Annotated in this window: 21 protein-coding genes; 9 read left to right on the top strand and 12 right to left on the bottom strand. The window is 54.0% G+C overall.

Translation table 11 applies throughout. From position 1 onward, the window contains the following. Nucleotides 1-59 precede the first annotated feature (59 nt). The 3 genes from nuoE to dnaB are packed head-to-tail and all read left to right on the top strand — an operon-like array spanning nucleotide 60 to nucleotide 3258. The gene (gene nuoE / locus F4X55_07735; protein MYC40878.1) at nucleotides 60-536 is read left to right on the top strand and encodes an NADH-quinone oxidoreductase subunit NuoE; all 477 of its coding nucleotides are present in this window, start codon (nucleotides 60-62) and stop codon (nucleotides 534-536) included. Further along, on the top strand, nucleotides 533-1861 hold the full coding sequence (locus tag F4X55_07730; protein ID MYC40877.1) for a glycerate kinase: 1329 nt from the start codon (nucleotides 533-535) through the stop codon (nucleotides 1859-1861). Before nuoE ends, F4X55_07730 begins: the two co-directional genes overlap by 4 nt. 41 nt (nucleotides 1862-1902) lie before the next feature. Further along, nucleotides 1903-3258 carry a replicative DNA helicase gene (dnaB, locus tag F4X55_07725; protein ID MYC40876.1) on the top strand — a complete coding sequence of 452 codons (1356 nt, stop codon included), beginning with the start codon at nucleotides 1903-1905 and terminating at the stop codon, nucleotides 3256-3258. Here the strand turns inward: dnaB and F4X55_07720 are convergent. The 3 genes from F4X55_07720 to F4X55_07710 all read right to left on the bottom strand — a co-directional run bounded on the left by F4X55_07720 (nucleotide 3255) and on the right by F4X55_07710 (nucleotide 4842). Further along, on the bottom strand, nucleotides 3255-3887 hold the full coding sequence (locus tag F4X55_07720; protein ID MYC40875.1) for a hypothetical protein: 633 nt from the start codon (nucleotides 3885-3887) through the stop codon (nucleotides 3255-3257). The two genes, dnaB and F4X55_07720, sit on opposite strands and share 4 nt — an antisense overlap. Before the next feature lie 63 nt (nucleotides 3888-3950). Next, nucleotides 3951-4355 carry a DUF393 domain-containing protein gene (locus tag F4X55_07715; protein ID MYC40874.1) on the bottom strand — a complete coding sequence of 135 codons (405 nt, stop codon included), beginning with the start codon at nucleotides 4353-4355 and terminating at the stop codon, nucleotides 3951-3953. A 13-nt stretch (nucleotides 4356-4368) separates the two neighbouring features. Next, nucleotides 4369-4842 carry a cupin domain-containing protein gene (locus F4X55_07710; protein MYC40873.1) on the bottom strand — a complete coding sequence of 158 codons (474 nt, stop codon included), beginning with the start codon at nucleotides 4840-4842 and terminating at the stop codon, nucleotides 4369-4371. 93 nt (nucleotides 4843-4935) lie between these two features. On the opposite strand from F4X55_07710, the gene F4X55_07705 reads away from it, so the two are divergent. Together F4X55_07705 and F4X55_07700 are read left to right on the top strand one after the other, a co-directional pair. After that, the gene (locus tag F4X55_07705) at nucleotides 4936-5337 is read left to right on the top strand and encodes a hypothetical protein (GenBank protein ID MYC40872.1); all 402 of its coding nucleotides are present in this window, start codon (nucleotides 4936-4938) and stop codon (nucleotides 5335-5337) included. Nucleotides 5338-5359: 22 nt separating this feature from the next. Next, nucleotides 5360-6481: a carbon-nitrogen hydrolase family protein gene (locus F4X55_07700; protein MYC40871.1), complete on the top strand. Its 1122-nt coding sequence runs from the start codon at nucleotides 5360-5362 to the stop codon at nucleotides 6479-6481. Between the two features lie 63 nt (nucleotides 6482-6544). Here F4X55_07700 and lipA read toward each other — a convergent pair whose 3' ends face one another. The 6 genes from lipA to aroA all read right to left on the bottom strand — a co-directional run bounded on the left by lipA (nucleotide 6545) and on the right by aroA (nucleotide 12655). Continuing rightward, nucleotides 6545-7492 (bottom strand): lipoyl synthase, encoded by a 948-nt coding sequence (gene lipA / locus F4X55_07695; protein MYC40870.1) that lies wholly within the window; start codon nucleotides 7490-7492, stop codon nucleotides 6545-6547. A gap of 23 nt (nucleotides 7493-7515) precedes the next feature. Beyond that, nucleotides 7516-7923: a LapA family protein gene (locus tag F4X55_07690; protein ID MYC40869.1), complete on the bottom strand. Its 408-nt coding sequence runs from the start codon at nucleotides 7921-7923 to the stop codon at nucleotides 7516-7518. Nucleotides 7924-7980: 57 nt separating this feature from the next. Further along, entirely contained in the window at nucleotides 7981-8880 is a 900-nt protein-coding gene (sppA, locus tag F4X55_07685) for a signal peptide peptidase SppA (GenBank protein ID MYC40868.1), read from the bottom strand. Nucleotides 8881-8891: 11 nt separating this feature from the next. Further along, nucleotides 8892-10601: a 30S ribosomal protein S1 gene (locus F4X55_07680; protein ID MYC40867.1), complete on the bottom strand. Its 1710-nt coding sequence runs from the start codon at nucleotides 10599-10601 to the stop codon at nucleotides 8892-8894. A 99-nt stretch (nucleotides 10602-10700) separates the two neighbouring features. Beyond that, the gene (locus tag F4X55_07675; GenBank protein ID MYC40866.1) at nucleotides 10701-11429 is read right to left on the bottom strand and encodes a (d)CMP kinase; all 729 of its coding nucleotides are present in this window, start codon (nucleotides 11427-11429) and stop codon (nucleotides 10701-10703) included. Further along, nucleotides 11366-12655, bottom strand: coding sequence for a 3-phosphoshikimate 1-carboxyvinyltransferase (gene aroA / locus F4X55_07670; protein ID MYC40865.1), 1290 nt, complete (start codon nucleotides 12653-12655; stop codon nucleotides 11366-11368). Before aroA ends, F4X55_07675 begins: the two co-directional genes overlap by 64 nt. Nucleotides 12656-12751: 96 nt before the next feature. Here aroA and F4X55_07665 point away from each other — a divergent pair, with 96 nt between their 5' ends. Continuing rightward, nucleotides 12752-13126, top strand: coding sequence for a DUF2237 domain-containing protein (locus F4X55_07665; GenBank protein MYC40864.1), 375 nt, complete (start codon nucleotides 12752-12754; stop codon nucleotides 13124-13126). 40 nt (nucleotides 13127-13166) lie between these two features. Beyond that, the gene (locus F4X55_07660) at nucleotides 13167-14372 is read left to right on the top strand and encodes a cofactor-independent phosphoglycerate mutase (GenBank protein MYC40863.1); all 1206 of its coding nucleotides are present in this window, start codon (nucleotides 13167-13169) and stop codon (nucleotides 14370-14372) included. A gap of 12 nt (nucleotides 14373-14384) precedes the next feature. On the opposite strand, the gene F4X55_07655 is transcribed toward F4X55_07660, so the two are convergent. The 3 genes from F4X55_07655 to F4X55_07645 all read right to left on the bottom strand — a co-directional run bounded on the left by F4X55_07655 (nucleotide 14385) and on the right by F4X55_07645 (nucleotide 17281). Then, nucleotides 14385-15293, bottom strand: a complete 909-nt coding sequence (locus tag F4X55_07655; GenBank protein MYC40862.1) for a porin family protein — start codon at nucleotides 15291-15293, stop codon at nucleotides 14385-14387. A gap of 70 nt (nucleotides 15294-15363) precedes the next feature. Then, entirely contained in the window at nucleotides 15364-16134 is a 771-nt protein-coding gene (gene mazG / locus F4X55_07650; GenBank protein ID MYC40861.1) for a nucleoside triphosphate pyrophosphohydrolase, read from the bottom strand. Between the two features lie 16 nt (nucleotides 16135-16150). After that, nucleotides 16151-17281, bottom strand: a complete 1131-nt coding sequence (locus F4X55_07645) for an aminopeptidase P family protein (protein ID MYC40860.1) — start codon at nucleotides 17279-17281, stop codon at nucleotides 16151-16153. Nucleotides 17282-17436: 155 nt separating this feature from the next. On the opposite strand from F4X55_07645, the gene erpA reads away from it, so the two are divergent. Both erpA and F4X55_07635 read left to right on the top strand, forming a co-directional pair. Further along, a complete protein-coding gene (erpA, locus tag F4X55_07640) occupies nucleotides 17437-17760 on the top strand; it encodes an iron-sulfur cluster insertion protein ErpA (protein ID MYC40859.1) in 324 nt (107 codons plus the stop codon). A 217-nt stretch (nucleotides 17761-17977) separates the two neighbouring features. Next, complete coding sequence (locus tag F4X55_07635) at nucleotides 17978-19825, top strand: hypothetical protein (GenBank protein MYC40858.1); 1848 nt, start codon at nucleotides 17978-17980, stop codon at nucleotides 19823-19825. Nucleotides 19826-19852: the final 27 nt, after the last annotated feature.

The following is a 19852-nucleotide window of genomic DNA, read 5'->3' as shown; positions in this document are numbered from 1 at the left end:
CGGCATGGTAAATCATGTTAATTTTTAATTCCCGGCTTTAAGTCGCAAGGAGGTTCGGAGTGCCCTTTCCCCCTAAACTCAGGGACAAGATACAAGAGATAGCGGATGACCACGAAACCAGGCTTTCGGCGCTTATACCCGTCCTGCGGGAAGTGCAGAACGAATTCGGCTGGCTTTCCACAGAATCCATGGAGGAAGTGGCCGAGGCGCTTGATATTCCCGCCTCTTCGGTTCAGAACGTAGCGTCGTTTTACACCATGTTCTTCACGGAACCGGTCGGAACCCACGTCATGTGGCTCTGCAGAACCCTTTCCTGCGCGCTTCGCGGAGCCGAGGGTCTGGAGCATCATCTCTGCGAGCGTCTCGGGGTAAAAACCGGGGAAACGACCGCCGACGGAAAAATAACCTTTCTTGAGGCGGAGTGCCTCGCCTCCTGCGGGACGGCCCCCGCCATGCTTGTGGACGACACCCTTTACGAGAACCTTACCGAATCGAAAGTTGACAGAATAGTGGATGAGATCAAGAAAAGCGGATGAACGAAAAACTCAGAAAAGACGCCAGGGAGCTTTTTGATCAGGCGCTCACCGAAGCCGACCCGGGAAAATGCGTCCTGGAGCACATTAAACTCAGGGGCAACCGGCTCAGGGTCGGGGGAGGAAGCTTCAATCTCCCCGATTTCGAGTCTCTCTACGTCGTGGCCTTCGGAAAGGCCGCATCCTCTATGGCCACGGCGCTTGAGGAACTTCTCGGCGATCGAATAACCGAGGGAATCGTGGTATCGAACGTCCGCTCCAAGCGGGCTTTTGAGAAAATGGACTTTCATCTGTCCTCCCACCCGGTGCCGGATGAAAAAAGCGTCGAGGCGGCGGAAAAAGTGCTCTCGCTTCTCGAAAGATCGGGAGAGAAGGATCTTGTGATCTTCCTCATATCGGGAGGCGGAAGTTCCATACTCGCGATGCCGAGCGAAGGTCTCACCATAGAAGATAAAAGAGCGGCAACCCAGAGACTGATGCTCAGCGGAGTCGACACCTACGGCCTTAACACGGTGAGAAAAAAGATGTCGCAGATAAAGGGAGGCGGGCTCCTTAAAAAGGCCCTTCCCTCCCAAGTCATCACGCTTATCCTCTCAGACGTCGTGGGCGACCAGCTCGAATTCATAGCCTCGGGGCCCACGGTTCCCGACACCACCACCTATGAAGACGCGTGGCGCGTCATAGAGGCGCTCGGGCTTGAGCACAGGATTCCCCCGAGGGTGGTAGTGCATCTTGAAAAGGGAAGAAACAAGAACGCTTCTCCCGCGATGGACCACGAACAGTACGAACGAAGCGGAGCCACCACGGTCGTTGTCGGAAACAATCACAAGGCCATAGCCTCGATGGAGAAGAAGGCGAAGGAGATGGGGTACAACACGCTTTTTCTCTCCTCCCAGATATCGGGAGAGGCAAGGGAAGTGGCCAAGGTGATCGCGGGAATTTCGTTTGACATAAAGAGGTTCGGAAGGCCCGTGAAGAAACCCGCCTGCATACTTTTCGGGGGAGAGACGACAGTGAACGTGATGGGAAGGGGGCGGGGCGGACGTAACACCGAGACCGCGCTTTCTTTCTGCTTTGAGATAATAGGAAGCGAGGGAATCGTGGGGCTTTTCGCCGGAACCGACGGAATAGACGGTCCCACGGACGCCGCCGGAGCCATATGCGACGGGCAGTCGCGCCTTATAGCAAGATCGATGGGCATAAGCGCGAGAGACCATCTCGCCGACAATGACTCATACTCTTTCTTTGAAAATCTGGGAGATCTTATAAAAACCGGAAGCACCGGAACAAACGTCATGGACGTGGGAGTGGTTCTGATAGCGGAATGAGAAGCCATCGTGAAGGCGGAACAAGAAGGTAACCTCGAACGATGGAAAATTTAACGAAAGCCCCCCTTCCGAGCAACGAGGAAGCGGAACGCGCGGTACTGGGTTCCATACTCATCGAACAAAGCTCGATAAACCAGGTTCTTGAAATCCTGATAGCCGAAGATTTCTACAGCGAGAGCCACTCCAAGATAATGAGCTGCATGATAGATCTTGACAAGGAAGGCCAGGCCATAGATGTCCTCACCCTGTACGAGTGGATGAGCTCGAAGGGAATCATAGAGGAAATCGGGGGAGCCGCCTACCTCACCTATCTCGTCTCGACCGTTCCCACGGCGGAAAACGTCGCCCATTACGCAAGAATAGTAAAAGACAAGTCCGTCCTGAGAAAACTGGTGCTCACCGCAACCGACATAGCGCACCGGGGGTACGGACCCGATATCGACGTCGACGAGTTCATCGACAGGGCGGAGCAGTCGATCCTCGATATCGCGCAGAACAAGATAAAGCCAAGCTTCTGGCACTCAAGAGACCTTGCTCCGGTGGCTATAGAGAACATCGAGCGGCTCCACGAGAAAAAGGAGCTTATAACCGGCTTAAGAACCGGCTTCGAGAGGCTTGACCACCTGACCTCGGGTCTTCAGAAATCCGATCTGGTTATAATCGCCGCGCGTCCGGGTGCCGGGAAAACATCGCTTTCTCTCAACATAATAAGCAACGCCGCGGTGAACGAGGATCTCTCGGTCGCGATGTTCTCCCTCGAGATGACCAAGGAGCAGCTAATGCTGAGGCTTCTCTCCATAAGCTCGAAAGTCAGCTTCTCGGCGATGAGAAGCGGGTACATAAGGGATGACGACCTCCAGAGACTGTTTGATTCCGCCGAGAGGTACGCAAACGCGAACATATTCATAGACGACACCCCCGCTCTCACGGTTCTCGAGATAAGGGCCAAGGCAAGGCGACTTAAAAAGGACAACCGGCTTGACCTGATAGTGGTCGACTACCTGCAGCTCATGAGGGGCAGTTCGAGAAACGAAACCAGGGAAAGGGAGATAGCCGAGATCTCGGGCGCACTCAAGGCTCTCGCCAAGGAACTCGACGTGCCTGTAATAGGGATCTCGCAGCTTAGCCGCCAGACCGAAACCAGAACCGACCGCCGCCCCCAGCTCTCGGACCTAAGAGAGAGCGGCGCCATAGAGCAGGACGCCGACGTCGTGCTTTTCATTCACCGCCAGGACATATACAGGAAAAACCCCGAGGAGAAAGATGGCATGGCGGAACTTATAATCGGAAAACAAAGAAACGGACCCACGGGCACGGTGAAGCTCGTGTTCTTGGAGCAAAACGGGGTTCCGAGTTTCGAGAACCCTTCAGACGAATTCGAGGAAGGGTTCGTCTAGACTATGAAGGGCTTTACGGTCGCCCTGGATTTCGACTCCTCGAGGTAAAGTGCTGGGGAGCGCTGCCAGGCGATGAATTTTTCGTAGATTTCCCCGAACCTTTGCCTTACCGAGGTCCAGTGAAAATCCCAGTCGTATTTCTTCGGCCTGTCAGAAAAAAACATCTCGGAGAATACGGCGCTCTCCTCCGCAAGTCCCTTCTCCACAATCCACCCCGTTCTGACGTTCGCGTAGCCGCTTGCAAAACCCATCGCCAGCGTCCCCTCGAGTCCGAGCCTTAGCGCAGCGGCGTTCACCAGCTCAACATAGACATAGAGAGCCTCTGTCGTGCGGTAGTTTTTCTCCGGGAACTTCTCCCGAAACTCGCGCAGGTTTTCCAGAAGATACATCGGATAATAAGTCGGAGAGTAAAGCGAAACGGATTTCGTCGGGCTCCCAAGCGGCTCGCGCGTTATGGTTTCCCCCGAAATGGTTCCCAGCATGAAATCATCCCCGCAAAACTCCCCGATATCCCCACAGAGAGCCAGGGAAACCCTTATTTTCTCCCACTCTTCCCGGGCTATCTCGCTTGCGCGGGCTATCTCATCCGCAATTTCGTCGGCCGAAACAAGCTCTTCAAGTGAAGGCATCTGAAATGAAAATTCTCCTCCGGTTCAATATACATATACGGGCAAATTTATCAAAAAAGCACACTAGGGCAAAAACCTTTCCCTTTCTTCAGGAGACGGCACGCGGCAGGTTTCTCTTTTACCGAAAATACTATAGCGGTTCCTTGATATCATCCCGTAAAAATAATCCTTCACCGGGCGGGGAACATATATGAGGAGCGCGGGAAGCATCCACAGCCCTCCAAGCCTCCTCAGAACCAGCAAAATGGCGTCGGCTCCCTCGTAAACCCCCTTTTCGTCAGCATAAGCAATTTTCCACTCGCGCGGCGGCTGGTTTTGATATAGGGAAAACTTAACGGATGTCTCTCCCTGCACAGGGGAAAAGAGTATTTCCCGGCGGACATCCGCCCACATTACGAAATCGACAAACCTGTTGCAGAATCCGCACACGCCGTCAAAGAAAATCACCGGTTTTTCTGATCCTGGAATCTCTCTCCCCCGTTTACGTAAGTTCCCGTATCAGCATTTCATGCTGGGGAAATCGCAGCAGCAGACTCTCCAGAGCGCCGAGCTCGAAGTCGTCAAGCTCGAAACCTGGAGCCATTGTAGTTCCCATAAAAGCGTATCCGCAATCTCCCTCAACAACCATGGCGCCCTGCCAGGTTCCCTTCGGAACGACAAGCTGGGGTTTTTGCCCCGAAGGAAGATTATCACCCAGAACCACTACCCTTGACTCTCCCGTAGGATAGAGAAGCAGCATCTGGACCGGGTCGCCGAAGTAAAAATGAAAAATCTCGTCCGAACTCACCCTGTGCATCTTTGAACTGGCCTCCGGGGTTATAAGATAGTAGATAGCGGTTGAAAGATCGCGGTCGTTCCCTGCTGTCTGGTCGCTTCTGTAAGTCTCCTTGTAGTATCCTCCCTCGCCCGGAAGCCTTTTCAGCCCGAGTCTCTGTATAAGGTGATCAGCTTTCATGATTTTCCTCCAGCAAAATTGTTAAAATCAAAGCAGCAATATAGTATAATACCGCAGGATGATTTAACCATATAAAACAACGGGAGAGATAAAATGTCAGAAGAAGATACAAAGCCGGAAGAGGAAACAAACCCGGAAGAGATGGTTGCGGACCAGTTCATGAACTCCATAAACATGGCTTTTAACCTAGGAGTAGCGGCCCATCAGTCGTCAGGTCAGTCAAAAAACGTCGTAGAAATAGCGACCGAGCTCGGAAACCAGATATACCAGAATTTCGCACAGGCATACGGCGGCGAGATAAACGAGTCCTTTCTCAAGGCAAACACCGAATACTTTCTCCAGATAGCCCTTATGGGATACATAATTCCCGGGGTGTGCGCTTTTGACAATGACTTTAAGCAGAGACTTTTCGACCTCGTCTACGCGAGGGCAAGGCAAAACCAGCAAAAGCAAGCCGAAGGGGAGCCCCCGGGCGGAAGCAGGATAATAACCTGAACCCATTCGCGGCCCAAGGCTCATGAGAAAAGTTCTAGGCGGTAGGGAAAAAGTAAAAGTCGCGGTTGCCCAGACAGCTCCCGTGTTCATGGACAAGGAGCGTACCCTTGAGAAGGCCTGCCGCGTGATAAAGGAAGCGGGGGGTAACGGGGCGGAACTGGTCGCTTTTCCCGAGGCCTTCATACCGGGCTACCCAGCCTACTACACAGTCGGTTATGAAACCCCGCCACACGACTGGACTGACTTCATGATCGCCCTTCAGGATAATTCCATCGTTATTCCTGGAGACGATACCGAGATGCTCGCGGAAGCTGCACGCGCGGCAGATACCCACGTGGTAATAGGCTGCAACGAGCTTGACGACCGCAAGGGAAGCCGCACCGTTTACAATTCCCTTCTTTTCATATCCCGCGAAGGTAATGTGCTCGGCAAACACAGAAAACTCATGCCCACCTACACTGAGAGGACCTACTGGGGCCAGGGAGACGGGAGTGACATAGCCACCTATGATACGGACATAGGAAGGATAGGAGGACTTGTCTGCTGGGAGAACCACATGATTCTCGTGAGAGCCGCGATGGTCCACAGCGGTCAGGACTTCCACGTGGCAGTGTGGCCGGGGAACTGGAGAAGGGGAGACGAAAAACTGCTAGCCGCCGAAACTGAGGACCCTGGAGCGGGATGCACCGTGCAGCCGCTTATAAGGGTTCACGCGTTTGAATCGGGGGCCTTTGTGCTCAGTGCCTGCGGTTACCTTGACGATGATGATTTTCCCGAAAGATGGCACTACGTGCGGGACGGGAACCACATGAACTACGACTGGGCGCGAGGGGGGAGTTCTATCGTCAATCCTGCCGGCAGGTACCTGTTCCCTCCCCATTTCGAAAAAGACGCGATACTCTACGCCGACTGTTACGCTAATCAGATAAAGGCGGTAAAGGCGGTTTTCGATTCTCTGGGCCACTATTCAAGATGGGACGTCGCGAAGCTTCTCATTGACAGGGAAAAACAGGAACCCGTAACGGAAAAAACCACAAAACCGCAGATATCCTCCAAGGAAATAAAGAGAATTTCCGAGGACTACGGGGTTTCCGAGGAAAAGCTGGAAGCGATCGCCGAAGAGCTCAGAAAGCTTGTTGACTAAACGGCAAATTCTCAAGAAAAAAGCGCAAACTCGGGCATTACGAGAAGAAGTGGAAATATATTTTCACGTTCCAGTCATAATGTCGCGGGAAAGTTCGAAAACCTGCTTTTCCGCGTGATAGGAACTTCTCACAAGGGGTCCGGCTTCGACATGCGGGATGCCGACTATCTTTTCCCCGTAGCTTTTAAGAGACTCGAACTCGACAGGATGATAGAACCTTGATACGGGTATATGGTCAACCGTGGGCTGAAGATACTGGCCTATGGTGACTATATCGCATCCCGCCCGCTTGAGGTCGGCGAGCGTTTCGACGATCTCCTCGTAGCTCTCCCCAAGACCGACCATGATGCCCGACTTGGTAAGCACTGCGGGATTTCCCCCGCTCGAGGACATCGAAAGAAGTTCGAGAGACCTTCGGTAAACCGCCTGAGGCCTTACGGATCTTGTTCTTCCCGACTGGGTTTTCTGCGGCAGGGAGTAAAGTCTTGGGACGGTTTCAATGTTGTGATTCAGAACATCGGGAGACGATTCTATCACTTTTTCAATCGCCTCGGTCTCCCCCTTAAAATCCGGGATAAGGACCTCGATCTTTATGTCCGGAACCTTGTTTCTCACTTCGTTAACAGTCTGGGCGAATATACATGCACTTTCATAATTCCTGTCATCCCTGTTCACAGAAGTTATGACTACGTGAGTCACCTGTGCATTGTTTTTCTGAAGTTCCTCAACCGCCTTTGCCACCCTGGCAGGCTCCTCCCAGTCAAGCTCGCCGCCTTTTCCGGTCTTGACGTGGCAGAAACCACAGCTTCTCGTGCATACGTCCCCCAGAATCATGAAAGTAAGCGTTCCGGCTCCCCAGCACTCCCCTATGTTTGGACACTTCGCCTCCTCGCACACCGTGTGAAGACCGAGTTCGCGCACAAGGCCCCTGAGCCTCGTGTAATTCGGACCGCTGGGAATTTTTGCCTTTATCCACTCGGGTTTCTTGCGAATGCCCGTCCGGCCAGGCATCTGGGTTTCGGTGATGGAAGATCTCATTTCGGCGGCCTGAACATCTCATGGGAAGAAGCCTGCTGCTGGTAACCGGCAGACTTGTTCTGGAGAAGCTCCACCTCAAGCTTCCCGACTTTTTCCTCTAGATTCTTTACGGTTTCCCTGCTCCGTTTCAATTCAGATTTTCTGGAATGGCCTCTGGAAAAGCTCAGCAGGAAAAAGACAAACGCACCCAGAAGAAACGAAACCCCCAGCACCCCGGCGTTGTAAACCGCCCAGGTGTATTTATAGGAGAAAAAACCAAGCTCGATTCCGAATACATGCGTGGCTATTTCCAGGTTCTGGATGAAGAAAACGGCTACGAAACAGCATATGACTAAGAAAAGAAATCTTTTTACGTGTTTCATCGGTTGTTTGAAAAACGGTTTCGCTACGCCAGTGCAACCCATCTAGCGACAACAATGCTTAGAATATCGGTTTTTCGAGAAAATACCAGTTGCGCTGTACTAGTAAATCACGTCGGCTATGTAGTAGAGACCAAACCCGGTTTTCACTGGAGAGGCAAAAATCGCACGCTCGGCCAGAGTCTCAGGAAAGACGAAATCAAGCAATGTCTTTTTCCTCACGGGATATTCTCTGATCCACGAATCCTCATCCAAGCCACCCAGTTTTCTTGCCTCTGCGATTGCCGCCTCAAGGGTTCCGATGCGGTCAATCAAGCCAAGTTCCCTGGCGCGGCTCCCGGTGAATATCTTTCCGTCCGAAAGCGAAACAACTTCCTCGGGGGACAGGTTCCTTCTCTTGGAAACCGTGTCTTTGAACTGGGAGTGAACGCTGTCTATCAGCGTCTGCAGGTAGGCTTTCTCAGCCTCGGGCATCTTTCTAAGCGGTGAGCCGAGATCCTTGAATTCCCCGCTTTTTATCACTTCTACTTCAACTTTCGCCCACTCAAGCAGCTGCTCGTAGCTAGCGAACTGCGCTATCACGCCTATGCTCCCCGTTACGGTGCCGGGATTTGCGTAAATCGTTGAAGCCGCGCAGGCGATATAGTAGCCACCCGAAGCGGCGACCGTTCCCATGCTGGCTACAACCGGCATCTCTTTCCCGAGATTTTTCAGTTCCTCGTATACTTCCTGGGAAGTGGCAACAGATCCTCCCGGGGAATTTATCCTCACCACAACGGCCTTTACGGAACCGGTCTCGCGTATCTTCCTTATGCTCTTAATGTAGGGGTCGGAGTCGATTATTATGCCGTCGACGTTTATTACCGCCACGCCGTCCCCGCCCGGACGATGGCTCTCGCCCGAAATCAGCATTCCTATCAGGATTCCGGCGAAACCGATAATGAAGATGACCAGAAGGGAAAGAAAAGTTTTAAGAAAGAAATTAAGATCGAGGACTTTCACTTCACCGCTCGTCAGTCAAGGGCCTTGAGTTTCTCATTGAGGATGTCCCCGAGTTTTGAGGAACTTTCCTGCTGGGATGACACGAAGTCTCTCATCGTGTCCTTCTCCTGCTTTTTCTCAAGCCGTCTTCGGCTTAGGTTCACCTGGTGCTTTGGCTTGTTAAACCCCGTGACGAGACCGCTTATTTCGTCTCCGACCTTGATTGATTCACGGCTTAACTCATCGTCCTGGAATTCGCGTATGGCGTAAAAACCCCTCACGTTGTCCGCAAGCGCCACGGTAACTCCATGATCATCAATTTCCTCTATCTTGGAAGTGACCACCGTCTCGTTAACCTTGTAGTCCCGAAGCACCTTATTCCACGGATCCGGGGTAAGCTGCTTTACTCCAAGCCCGATCTTTCTCTGCCTCGGGATGACATTAAGCACCACAAGCTCTATTTCCTTTCCGACATCCTCGCTTGAGAAGACCTCAAGGGGGCTCGCCTCCCCCTCCCACCTCAGATTCTCAGGGCGCACAAGACCGACCATGTCAGGAGCAACCTCTACAAAGACCCCGAGTTCCGTGACGTTTCTTATGGTTCCCGTCACTCTGGTGTTCGGAGGGTTGTTCCTCTTGAACTCATCCCAGGGGTTTTCCTGTACCTGCTTGAGACTGAGCGAAATTCTCCTTTCCTTGGGCTTTACTCCGAGGACCGCGACCTCGATCTCGCTTCCGACGGAGACCACTTCGTTCGGGTGGCGGAAATTCTTAACCCACGAGAGTTCGCTTACGTGCACGAGTCCCTCTATTCCCGGCTCAAGTTCGACGAACACGCCGAACTCCGCGGCGAAAACCACTTTCCCCTGCACCCTGCCGCCGACCTCGTATCTTTCCTGTATGGTCTCCCACGGGTCTTCCGTGGTCTGCTTCACCCCGAGGGTTATTTTTCCGTTTTCGATATCGAGCTTAAGAATCTTGACCTGCGTATCTACACCCTCTTTCAGAACGTCTCCCGGGTGCCTCACCCTGCCCCAGGAAATCTCCCCTATAGGAACGAAGCCCTCTATACCCCCTATGTCTACGAACGCCCCCGCATCGATTATCTTCACGACGTTCCCCGAAATCATCTGGCCTTCGGAGATGGTGGCGAGAGTCTGTTTTTTCTTTTCCTCCCTTTCCTCCTCGAGAATCGCCCTTCTCGACACTACTATGCCGTTATCGTTGTTCTGTATAATGCGGGTTTCGATCGTCTGGCCTACCATCTCGTCAAAATCCGCAACCGGGCGCAGGGCGACCTGGGAGCCTGGAAGAAAAACCTTGAAGGGGCTGCTCTGCCCTATATCGCAGTTAAAACCGCCCTTAACCCTGTTTAGAATCCTCGTCGCGACCGGTTCTTTGTTTTTGAACTTCTCCTCGATCGCCCTTCTTTCCCTGATCTGGTCCGCCTTCTGTTTCGAGGCCCTGACGGTGTTGGGATTCGGTCTTTCGACCAAAACCTCTATTTCCGAGCCCACCGAGACTTCATATTCGCCGTCTTTGTTTAAAAACTGGTTTATTGGAACTATGCACTCAAACTTAAACCCAAGGTCTATGAAAACAGCGTCAGAGTCAACTCTTATGACTCTTCCTTTCGCTATTTCCCCGTTCTCGGGCTCGCTCAAGCGCGATTCCATGCTTTCATCAAGCAACTCCTCAAAGCTTTTTTCGTTCGAATCCGTAATACCATTATCCTGGGTCATTTGGTTTAGCCGCCTTTGCCGTCAGTCTTTTAATAATAATGCCAAGATTACATGAAAACTGCCTAAAAGGGAAAGGATACTCGAGAAGGGAAATTATTTTCAGCCGTCCCGAAGGGAAATGTCCTTCGCGCGAAGAACTATCTCGGAAACCACCTGCTCGGCCTCCATGTCGGTCGTATCTATAATCACGGCGTCGGAGGCGGGATGAAGAGGATTTTCTGAGCGCTGCGTGTCGCGGCTGTCCCTTCTGCGAAGCTCGCTTTCGACATCCGGAAGGGAACCGCTTTCCCCCTGAAGAAACCTTCTTTTCGCCCTCTCGGCCACGGTGGCGTCAAGATAGAACTTGTGCTTCGCCCGGGGGAAAACATACGTTCCCATGTCCCTTCCCTCGGCGACTATGTTCCCGCTCTCCCCGATTTCTCTCTGGATTCCGATCAGAAATTCCCTTACTTCGCCGAGTTCCGCGAGCCGGGATGAAAGGGAAGATATCTCCTCCGTCCTTATAAGCTCAGAGACATCACATCCGTCAAGGAGAATGCCGCCCGCCGGGGAGAATCCCACCGCTGTCCCGGAAAGCAGCCCAGAAAGCGATACTGTGTCGCTTAGGTCCACTCCCGCTTTGCTAACTTTAAGCGCGACGGCCCTGTACATGGCGCCTGTCTCAAGGCACGAAAAACCCAGCTGCTCGGCGACCCGTCTTGCGACCGTGCTTTTCCCGACTCCCGAGGGTCCGTCTATGGTAACTATATTGTCGCCGCTTCGCTTCACTTCCGGTCTCCAAGCGCCTCGAAAAGCGACAAAAACTCGGGAAACGAGATGGAAACACACCCGGCGTCTTCAATCACCGTCTCTCCCCGGGCCCGCGTGGCCGCGACGGAAAGAGACATGGCCACGCGGTGGTCGCCGCGGCTTCCGCACCGGGCGCCGCAAAGCTCCTCCACGCCGTTTATAACCATGCCATCCTGCGTTTCCCTGATGTCAGCTCCCAGCTTCGAAAGTTCCCCCGCCATGGCGCTTATCCTGTCGGTTTCCTTTACCCGAAGTTCCCCCGCATCGCTTATAACCGTTTCGCCCTCCGCAAAACACGCGGCTACCGAAACAACCGGAAGCTCGTCTATTGCCCGGGACACCGACTCTCCCCCTATCCGCACGCCGCTCAGTGCGCAGTGGCGGGCTATTATGTCCCCCACAGGCTCTCCGCAGCGCTCGCGGAGGTTCTCAACCGAAATGTCGGCCCCCATCTCCCGCAGGATATCCAGCGCCCCCGTTCTAAGGGGGTTAAGGCCCACGTTTTTTACCATGATTTCCGATCCCGGGTTTATAAGCGCGGCGACGATGAAAAAAGCCGCCGAGGAGATGTCGGAGGGAATTTCAATCTCGGTTCCCGAGAACTCCGCACCAGGGCTTACCGAAACGCAGGTTCCTTCCGTCTCCACGGGAACCCCGAAATGGCGAAGCATTCTCTCGGTATGGTCCCGGGTTCTCTCGGGTTCCGTAACGCTGGTCCGCCCCGCCGCGTAGAGTCCCGCGAGCAGAATCGCCGACTTCACCTGCGCGCTAGCCACGGGAGATTCGTAGTCTATTCCCCGAAGTTCCGAGCCCGTTATGCGAAGCGGAAGGGTTTTCCCTTCTCCCGAAATCCTTGCCCCCATCCTGCGAAGGGGAACGGTCACCCTCGACATGGGACGGCGGCGAAGCGAGGAATCCCCGGTAATGGTCGAGGGGAAGCTCTGGGCGCTTAGCACTCCTGAGAGCAGTCTGGCCGTCGTCCCCGAATTCTCGGCGTCTATGGTTTCCCGGGGCGCCTCAAGGCCGAAAAGTCCCTTTCCCGAGATCTCCACTTCCCCCGCGCCCACGGCCACCTCGACCCCCATGCTCCTGAAAGCGTTCGCGGTGGCGAGAGTGTCCCGGGAGGCGAGGAACCCTTTCGCCCGGGTTTTTCCATGCGCCAGAGAACCCAGAATAACCGCCCTGTGGGAAATGGACTTGTCTCCCGGAAGTGCTATATCCCCGCTGAATGCGCGGGGTTTTTCCTTCAGTATGAAATCGGCCATCTTTATGATTGAGAATTATATACTTATACTCGGCAAAACAATATATAATAATCAGGCGGGAACACCCCGCCGGGGTGTTTTTGCCGGGCGCGCGCAATGAAAACTGAAGAGAAAAACATATTCGGCGAAGAGCTAAAAGAGTGCGGAACGGATCCCATGACCGGATTTTTCCGCGACGGCTGTTGCAGGGCGGCGGTTGAGGACGTGGGGCTTCATCTGGTCTGCGCGGAGATGACCGAGGAGTTCCTCGCGTTTTCAAAATCCAAGGGGAATGATCTTACAACCCCCCGCCCCGAGTTCGGTTTCGAGGGCCTAAAACCCGGAGATAGGTGGTGTCTTTGCGCGCTTCGGTGGAAAGAGGCCCTTGACGGCGGCGTGGCTCCCCCGGTATTTCTTCAGTCGACTCATGAATCGGTGCTCAGGGTCATCGATCTCTCCGATCTTAAAAAACACGCGGTCGACGTGTCCTGAAGCTTGATTCCCCCAAATTTACATATACCCTCTTCTCACCGTGAAATACCTTATCCTCCAAGGCGACGGCATGCCCGACCACAAGCTCCCCGAGCTTGACGGCAGGACTCCGCTTGAAGCAGCCGACACTCCCAATCTTGACGAGATCGCGAAGCGGGCAGAGATTTTCGGGATCGCGAAAACCATTCCCGACCCGCTTCCTCCGGGAAGCGACGTGGGAAACCTCGCGGTGCTGGGCTACGACCCCACGAAATACTACACGGGAAGATCCCCCCTCGAAGCCGCGAGCATAGGGATTTCGCTCGGGGAAACGGACGTCGCAGTCCGGTGCAACCTTGTAACCCTTGCGGAGAGAGACGGCCGGACGGTCATGGAGGACTACAGCGCCGGGCACATAACGGATGATGACGCAGCCGGGATAATCGAGGATCTAAAAAAAGAGTTCGACGGGGAAGAGTTCTCCCTGAGCCAGGGGGTAAGCTACAGGCATCTTCTGCTCTGGCGCGGAGGAAACAGCGGTATCCGAACAACCCCGCCTCACGACATTTCGGGAAAAGAAATCGCTCCCTGGCTTCCTTCGGGAGACGGAGCGGAAAAACTTCTGAGTCTGATGGAGAAATCCCGCAGGATACTGAAAGATCACCCCGTGAACGCAAAAAGAAGGGCTGAGGGCAAAAACACCGCCGACTCCGTATGGCTCTGGGGCGAAGGGACAAGACCCGACATGCCGCCCCTTCAAGAACTCTACGGAATCACCGGATCCGTCGTATCGGCGGTCGACCTCGTAAAGGGAATAGGAATTTTCGCCTCGATGGAAGTAATCGAGGTTCCAGGAGCGACCGGGTACCTTGACACCAACTACGCGGGAAAGGTAAGCGGCGCTATTGAGTCGCTGCGACGCGTGGACCTCGCAATGATCCACATAGAGGCGACTGACGAAACGGGGCATGTGGGGGACGCCCGCCTCAAGATACGGGCGGTCGAGGATTTCGACCAGAAGGTAGTGGGGCCCGCGCTTGCCGGGATGGAGCAGTTCGGCGAATACAGGGTGCTTGTACTTTCGGACCATCCCACCCCCATAGACCTCAGGACCCACACAAACGAACCCGTTCCCTTCGCCATACTCGATTCCGGGAACCGCTCGGTAAAAAACGGCTCGCTTGTCTATACCGAGGACAGCGCCGCCTCAAGCGGAATCTTCGTTGAGCAAGGCTGGAAGCTCATGGGAACGCTCGTCGCCAGATAGGCGCGAGGCACCTCAGAGATAATACTTGAGCCCGACCGTGAAGGTCCAGATGTCTGCGTCACTCACTTCGAAATCGGTCGTAAGCGGCGTAACGCCGTCTGCGCGTATGGGTTTGTGGCCTCTGACCCGCGTCCAAGACATGTCGTTTCGGTCAAAACCGCTGAGGCGCGTCCAGCGGACCTTGGCGCCGACTGAAAGATCGTCGCCAAGCGCATAGTCGACTCCGCCCACAACCTGAAAGCCGAACCTGGTTTTTCCCAGCTTCGTGTCTATGTCGCTGACCGTTCCCGACGCGGCCATCTGCCACGGTTCCGGACCCAGATCGCTTCTGCGCAGAAATCTGGCCGAGTAACGCATCTCCGTCGAACCCACACCTATACCGCCCCCGATATAGGGCGTAAAAGGCGAGCCGTTGCGCAGGTCGTAGTAGGCGTTCAGGAAGAAATGATGAGCGCTGAGGTCGTACACGCGTTCTGAAGGAGGATCGTTCTCGTCCCATTCGCTCTCCTTTTGCTCAAGCGTTTCGCCGCCGCCGGGACCGAGGCGCGCGAGCCTTCTCTGCGAGCCCTGACGGCGGTTCAGATACTCCGCCTCAAAACGAAGCCCGTTGCCGAAGGCATAACCCAGGGTCGCGCCTCCCGCGAAGCCAGCGCCGGGGGCAAACACGTTTGCAATGGTAGTTATTTTTTCGGTGGTACACTCCGCGTCCATCGGCGGAGTCGCACCGGAAGGGTAAAGAAACGAATCGCATTGGGTCGGGTGATCAATTAAGGACTGGGAAACGTCCATGTCTCCCGACTTTGAAAAACCTGCCTCAAGCCCTACATAAAAACCTTCCGCCGCGGAATCCGTCACCGACAAGACGGACGCCACAAGAACCGCCACAAGCCAAAAACACCCGTTCCCCGTAAAATGCCTCATATGTTTTCTCCTTGTATTTCTCAATTTAAGAACCGTTCACGGCCAAAGAATACCCCTGAAGCGGAAAAAGCTACGTCTTTTTTACCTCTTCCCAGATCTCGTCCATCTGCTCCATGGAAAGAGCGGTTATCTCTTTTTCACTGGTCCGCGCTTTCTCCTCGAACCGGGAGAATCTCTTTATGAACTTCTCGATGGCCCCATGAGACGCAGTCTCGGCGTCGATGTCTAGATGTCTTGCCAGATTCACGACGGAAAAGATTAAATCTCCCCATTCCTCCCGGGATCTGTTTCCCTCTCCGGCCTCCATTTCCCGCTCAAGCTCAAGCAGTTCCTCCTTTACCTTAGCAAGAACTGAAGAAGTATCCCTCCAGTCAAACCCGGAGCGGGCCGCTTTCTCGCCAACCCTCTGCGCCCTCATCAAAGAGGGCATGGCTCTGGGTATTTCCTCCAGATCGGGCTTCCCTTTCTTCTCCTTGAGCTTCTCGGCATTCCAAGTCCTCAATGCGTCGGCCGCATCCTTGGCCTTTTTTTCCCCGAACACATGAGGGTGCCTTCTTATGAGCTTGTCGTGGAGTCTCTGCGTGACGTCGCCTATGTCGAACTTCCCCTCTTCGCTCGCTATCTGGGAGATGAAGACGGCCTGGAAAAGGAAATCTCCAAGCTCCTCTACGAGTCCGTCCGTGTCCTCAAGCTCTATTGCCTGTATCACTTCGTAGGCCTCTTCGAGAACATAAGCACGAAGGGACTCGAGGGTCTGCTCCCTGTCCCACGGACAGCCTCCCGGAGCGCGAAGACGCCTCGCAAGCGAAACTATATCCTCAAAAGTCTTTTTCTCTTCCATGGCTCCTAGGGCAACCTTAGACCCGAAACCTCTTCGAACACCGGGTCAGATTCTCGTTTCCATCCCGCGTCACCACAACCACGTCCTCTATCCTGACTCCCCCGAGACGCTCGTAGTAAAGACCGGGCTCTACAGTAACGACGTTTCCCTCCCTCAGAATCTCGTTGCCGGGACCGATTCTCGGCGGCTCGTGGATGTCAAGCCCCAGACCGTGCCCCGTGGAATGTATGAAGCCCTGGGGGCTTGCGGAACCCGAAGCCGTGGTCGGAAACCCCCGTTCCGTGAAAAAATCCATTACCGCGCCGTGCACGTCCTTTGATCTCACGCCGTCTTTTATCATGGAAAACGCGATTTTCTGGCCGCGCAAAACGGTATTGTACATCCTTGAAAGTTCCGCCGAAGGCTCGCCCTTAACAACTGTCCTCGTCATGTCGCCGAAGTAGGCGTTCTCCTGAGATCTCGGGAAAATGTCGATCACCACCGGCCATCCAGCCTTAAGAGGACCCGAACCCTTCTCATGGGGCATGGAGCCCTGGACCCCTCCGGCCACTATAGTGTTCGAAGCCACATACCCATGTGCGGCAAGATAGGAACTTACGGCGGAGCGCACTATCTCCGAGGTAAGGGGCTTGCCGTCACGGTAAAGCACGGAGCCCTTCACCACTGAGTCCGATATAATTGAAATAGCAATCCTCATGGCCCATGCCGTAGCGGAAAGGGCCTTCTTTATGAGTGAGACTTCCGCCGGGGATTTCCTGAGACGCTCGGGGAAAAGAAAATCTGTCTTTGCAATCTTGACGAAAAAACCGGCCTCCCGAAGCGCGTCGGCATAGGAAACCGGAAAGTATCTCTGGACAATCAGGCTCCTTATTCCTCTCTGCCTTAGGATTGCCGCAGCCACCTCGGCAATGCCGGGCCTTTTCCTCCTCCTTCCGCGAACTGCGGCAACCCACTCCCCGAGCGAGACGACCCGTTCTACCCTAGCCTCTCTTCTTCCCCGCTCAAGCTCAAGATCGCTGAGAACCAGTGTTCCTTCGCCGTCGTGCTCGAAAAAAATAACGGGATCCGGAACGAAAAAACCGGTTCTGTGGTAAAGGTCGGAATTGCGCTCGCTTGAATCGATTATAAGGTAGGCGGTTCTGCTCACGCCGAAAACTATACAGCAAACCAGGGCGTACGGGCAAACCGCGGGGGATGCCCGAACGGTTCGTTGCTGGCTTCGCTTTGACAACCGCGCCCGGCAGATGTATTTTGTTAGACGGAGTGGTAAAAGAATTCACACTGCGAGGAGGCAGAGGAAATATGTTTTCCGTAACTCCCAAAGCCGTAGATGAAATAAAAAGGCTGCTTGCCGAAGATGATATCGAGGAAGCGTTTCTCCGGGTGAGGATAGTACCCGGCGGCTGTTCCGGATTCTCCTACGAGATGGGATTTGACGACGAGACCGAAGAAGGAGATAACTTGATTGAATCCGACGGCATAAAGGTCGCCATCGACGAGCTCAGCTATACCTATCTTGACGGGGCAGTCCTTGATTTCAAGGACGGTCTTGAGGGAAAGGGCTTTGCGATCGAAAATCCGAACGCGACCGGTTCCTGCGGCTGCGGACAGTCTTTCAACGCATAAAAAAGCAGAAACCCGTATATCTAGATTTTCCCCATAACAAAACCCTGGACGAATCTTGCGACGATTCTTCGCGCGGAGGATTCGTTGGGCACAGGCGGGTTGGTATAGTGGGAGGCAGTTCGCGGTTTTCTGGAGAACAGATTCCTTTTCCCACAAACAGATTTAATTATATACTTATATATGGCGGGTCCGTGGAGCGGTCGCCGCAAAATACACCATGGCATCAACGGCAAAAATACTTCGGGCCCACGAGGAGGCAAAGAGCTACGACAGGATCAAGTCAAAGCACCTGATCGGAACTCTCTTCACCGACTTTACTCCCTGGAACAAGCTCCACGGGTTCAGAAACTTCATCCACGCCCCCTCGGGCAAGAAGATCGAATTCGTTAACGATCCCGCCGTCATAGTAGGCACCGCAGTGTTCAAGGGCACGGGAGAGGAAGTGGCCGTAATAGCCCAGCAGACCCCTTCCAGCGAAAAGGAAAGAACAACACTTAACTTCGGAATGGTAAAGGCAGACGGTTACGGACTGTCTTTATGCATGATGGAGTATGCGGAACAGAACCGCCTCAAGCTCTTCACGTTCATTGATACCATAGGAGGAGATCCCTACGAGTACTCGGCCGAAAAACTTCAGTCCTGGCTGATTTCCTACTGCCAGTCGAAAATGATCTCCATAAGAACGAAAACGATAACCACCGTGCTCGGACTCGGGGGAAGCGGGGGCGCAATCGCCATACAGCTCGGACACAAAAGACTTATGCTCTCGCGAGCCGAATACTCCGTGATAACCGCCGAGGGCTGCTCCGCCATTCTCTTCAGAAGCGCGGACAAGGTCGCAGAAGCCCTCGAGGTGCTTCAGCCCACCGCGACTCACATGAAGAAATACGGAATAATAGACGAAGTGGTGAAAGAGGCCCCTCTTGGAAAAAGCAATTACATCCCCGCGACCCTGAAAAACCTGCAGGCGTCTCTCTCAGCCGCTTCAAAGGAGCTTGACCGCTACGACGTAAGGCACCTGCGCGAGGAGCTTCGAAGGAAAATCGAGCGCTGCGGGCGCGTGAAAAAACAGCAAAGAATCTACGAAGGAATCTCAAAGAAAATAAAGGCCTGGCTTCCCAACTATTTCAGCGGAAGAAAGGAAAATCCCGACATCGAAGAGATGCAGATAGCCATCTACGGATCGGAACCCCATTTCTGCAACGACGAAAAGGACGGGCAGGGAAAAATCATACGCCCCGGTTGCAAAAAGCAGCTCACGAAAAAAGAGCTTCATGCGAACAATTCCTCGTGTCCTTACTGCAACCGCCCTGAAGCGCTGAGCTCGGACGACTACCTTGACTTTCTCCTCGACGAGGCGTCTTTTCACGAAATAGAACCCGGCCTCTCTCTTGAAGACGTGGATTCCGTCTACAAGTTCTTTAACTATTCGTCCTCGAGACAGAAGCTCGCCGGAAAGACCGACTCGAAAGATTCCCTGGTAACGGGCTACGGGACCATGTTCGGCATACCCGTCGCGGTGGCGGTCTGCGATTTCAGGTTCATGGGCGGGTCAATGAGCTCCGTTTTCGGTGAGAAGATGAACATAGTGGTGAGCTACGCCATAGAACACAAGCTCCCCCTGGTAACGATAACAGTAAGCGGAGGCGCCCGGATGCAGGAAGGGACCGTGGCGCTCTACCAGATGGCGAAGACCATATCCGCGATAATGAGGCTCAAGGAGCACGGGCTTCCGAACATCTCCATACTCGGCCACCCGACAACGGGAGGAGCGCTTGCGAGCTACGCTGTGCAGGGAGACTTCCTGATATCGGAGAAGAAAGCGACCATAGCTTTTGCCGGGGACCGCGTTGTGAAGCTCACAAGCGGCGGCCGCGGGGTCGACCCGAAAATAATGTCCTCTGAATTCTACGAAGAACACGGAGGGGTTCACCTGGTGGTCGAAAGAAGCCAGATAAAACCCGCGATCTCGGGACTGCTTAAGTTCCGGGGTTTTAAAAACAGTCTGGACACGGGAGCTTTCCACCAGCGCCCGGCCGATACGTTTGAAGACGACTGGCTGTAGTTGTCTAAAAAGCCGATTCTTACCTGA

This window comes from Candidatus Dadabacteria bacterium, assembly GCA_009840385.1.
In the GTDB taxonomy this organism is placed as follows: domain Bacteria; phylum Desulfobacterota_D; class UBA1144; order Nemesobacterales; family Nemesobacteraceae; genus Nemesobacter; species Nemesobacter australis.
The sequence above is the reverse complement of the archived record's forward strand: the minus strand, read 5'-3'. Positions and strand labels throughout refer to the sequence as shown.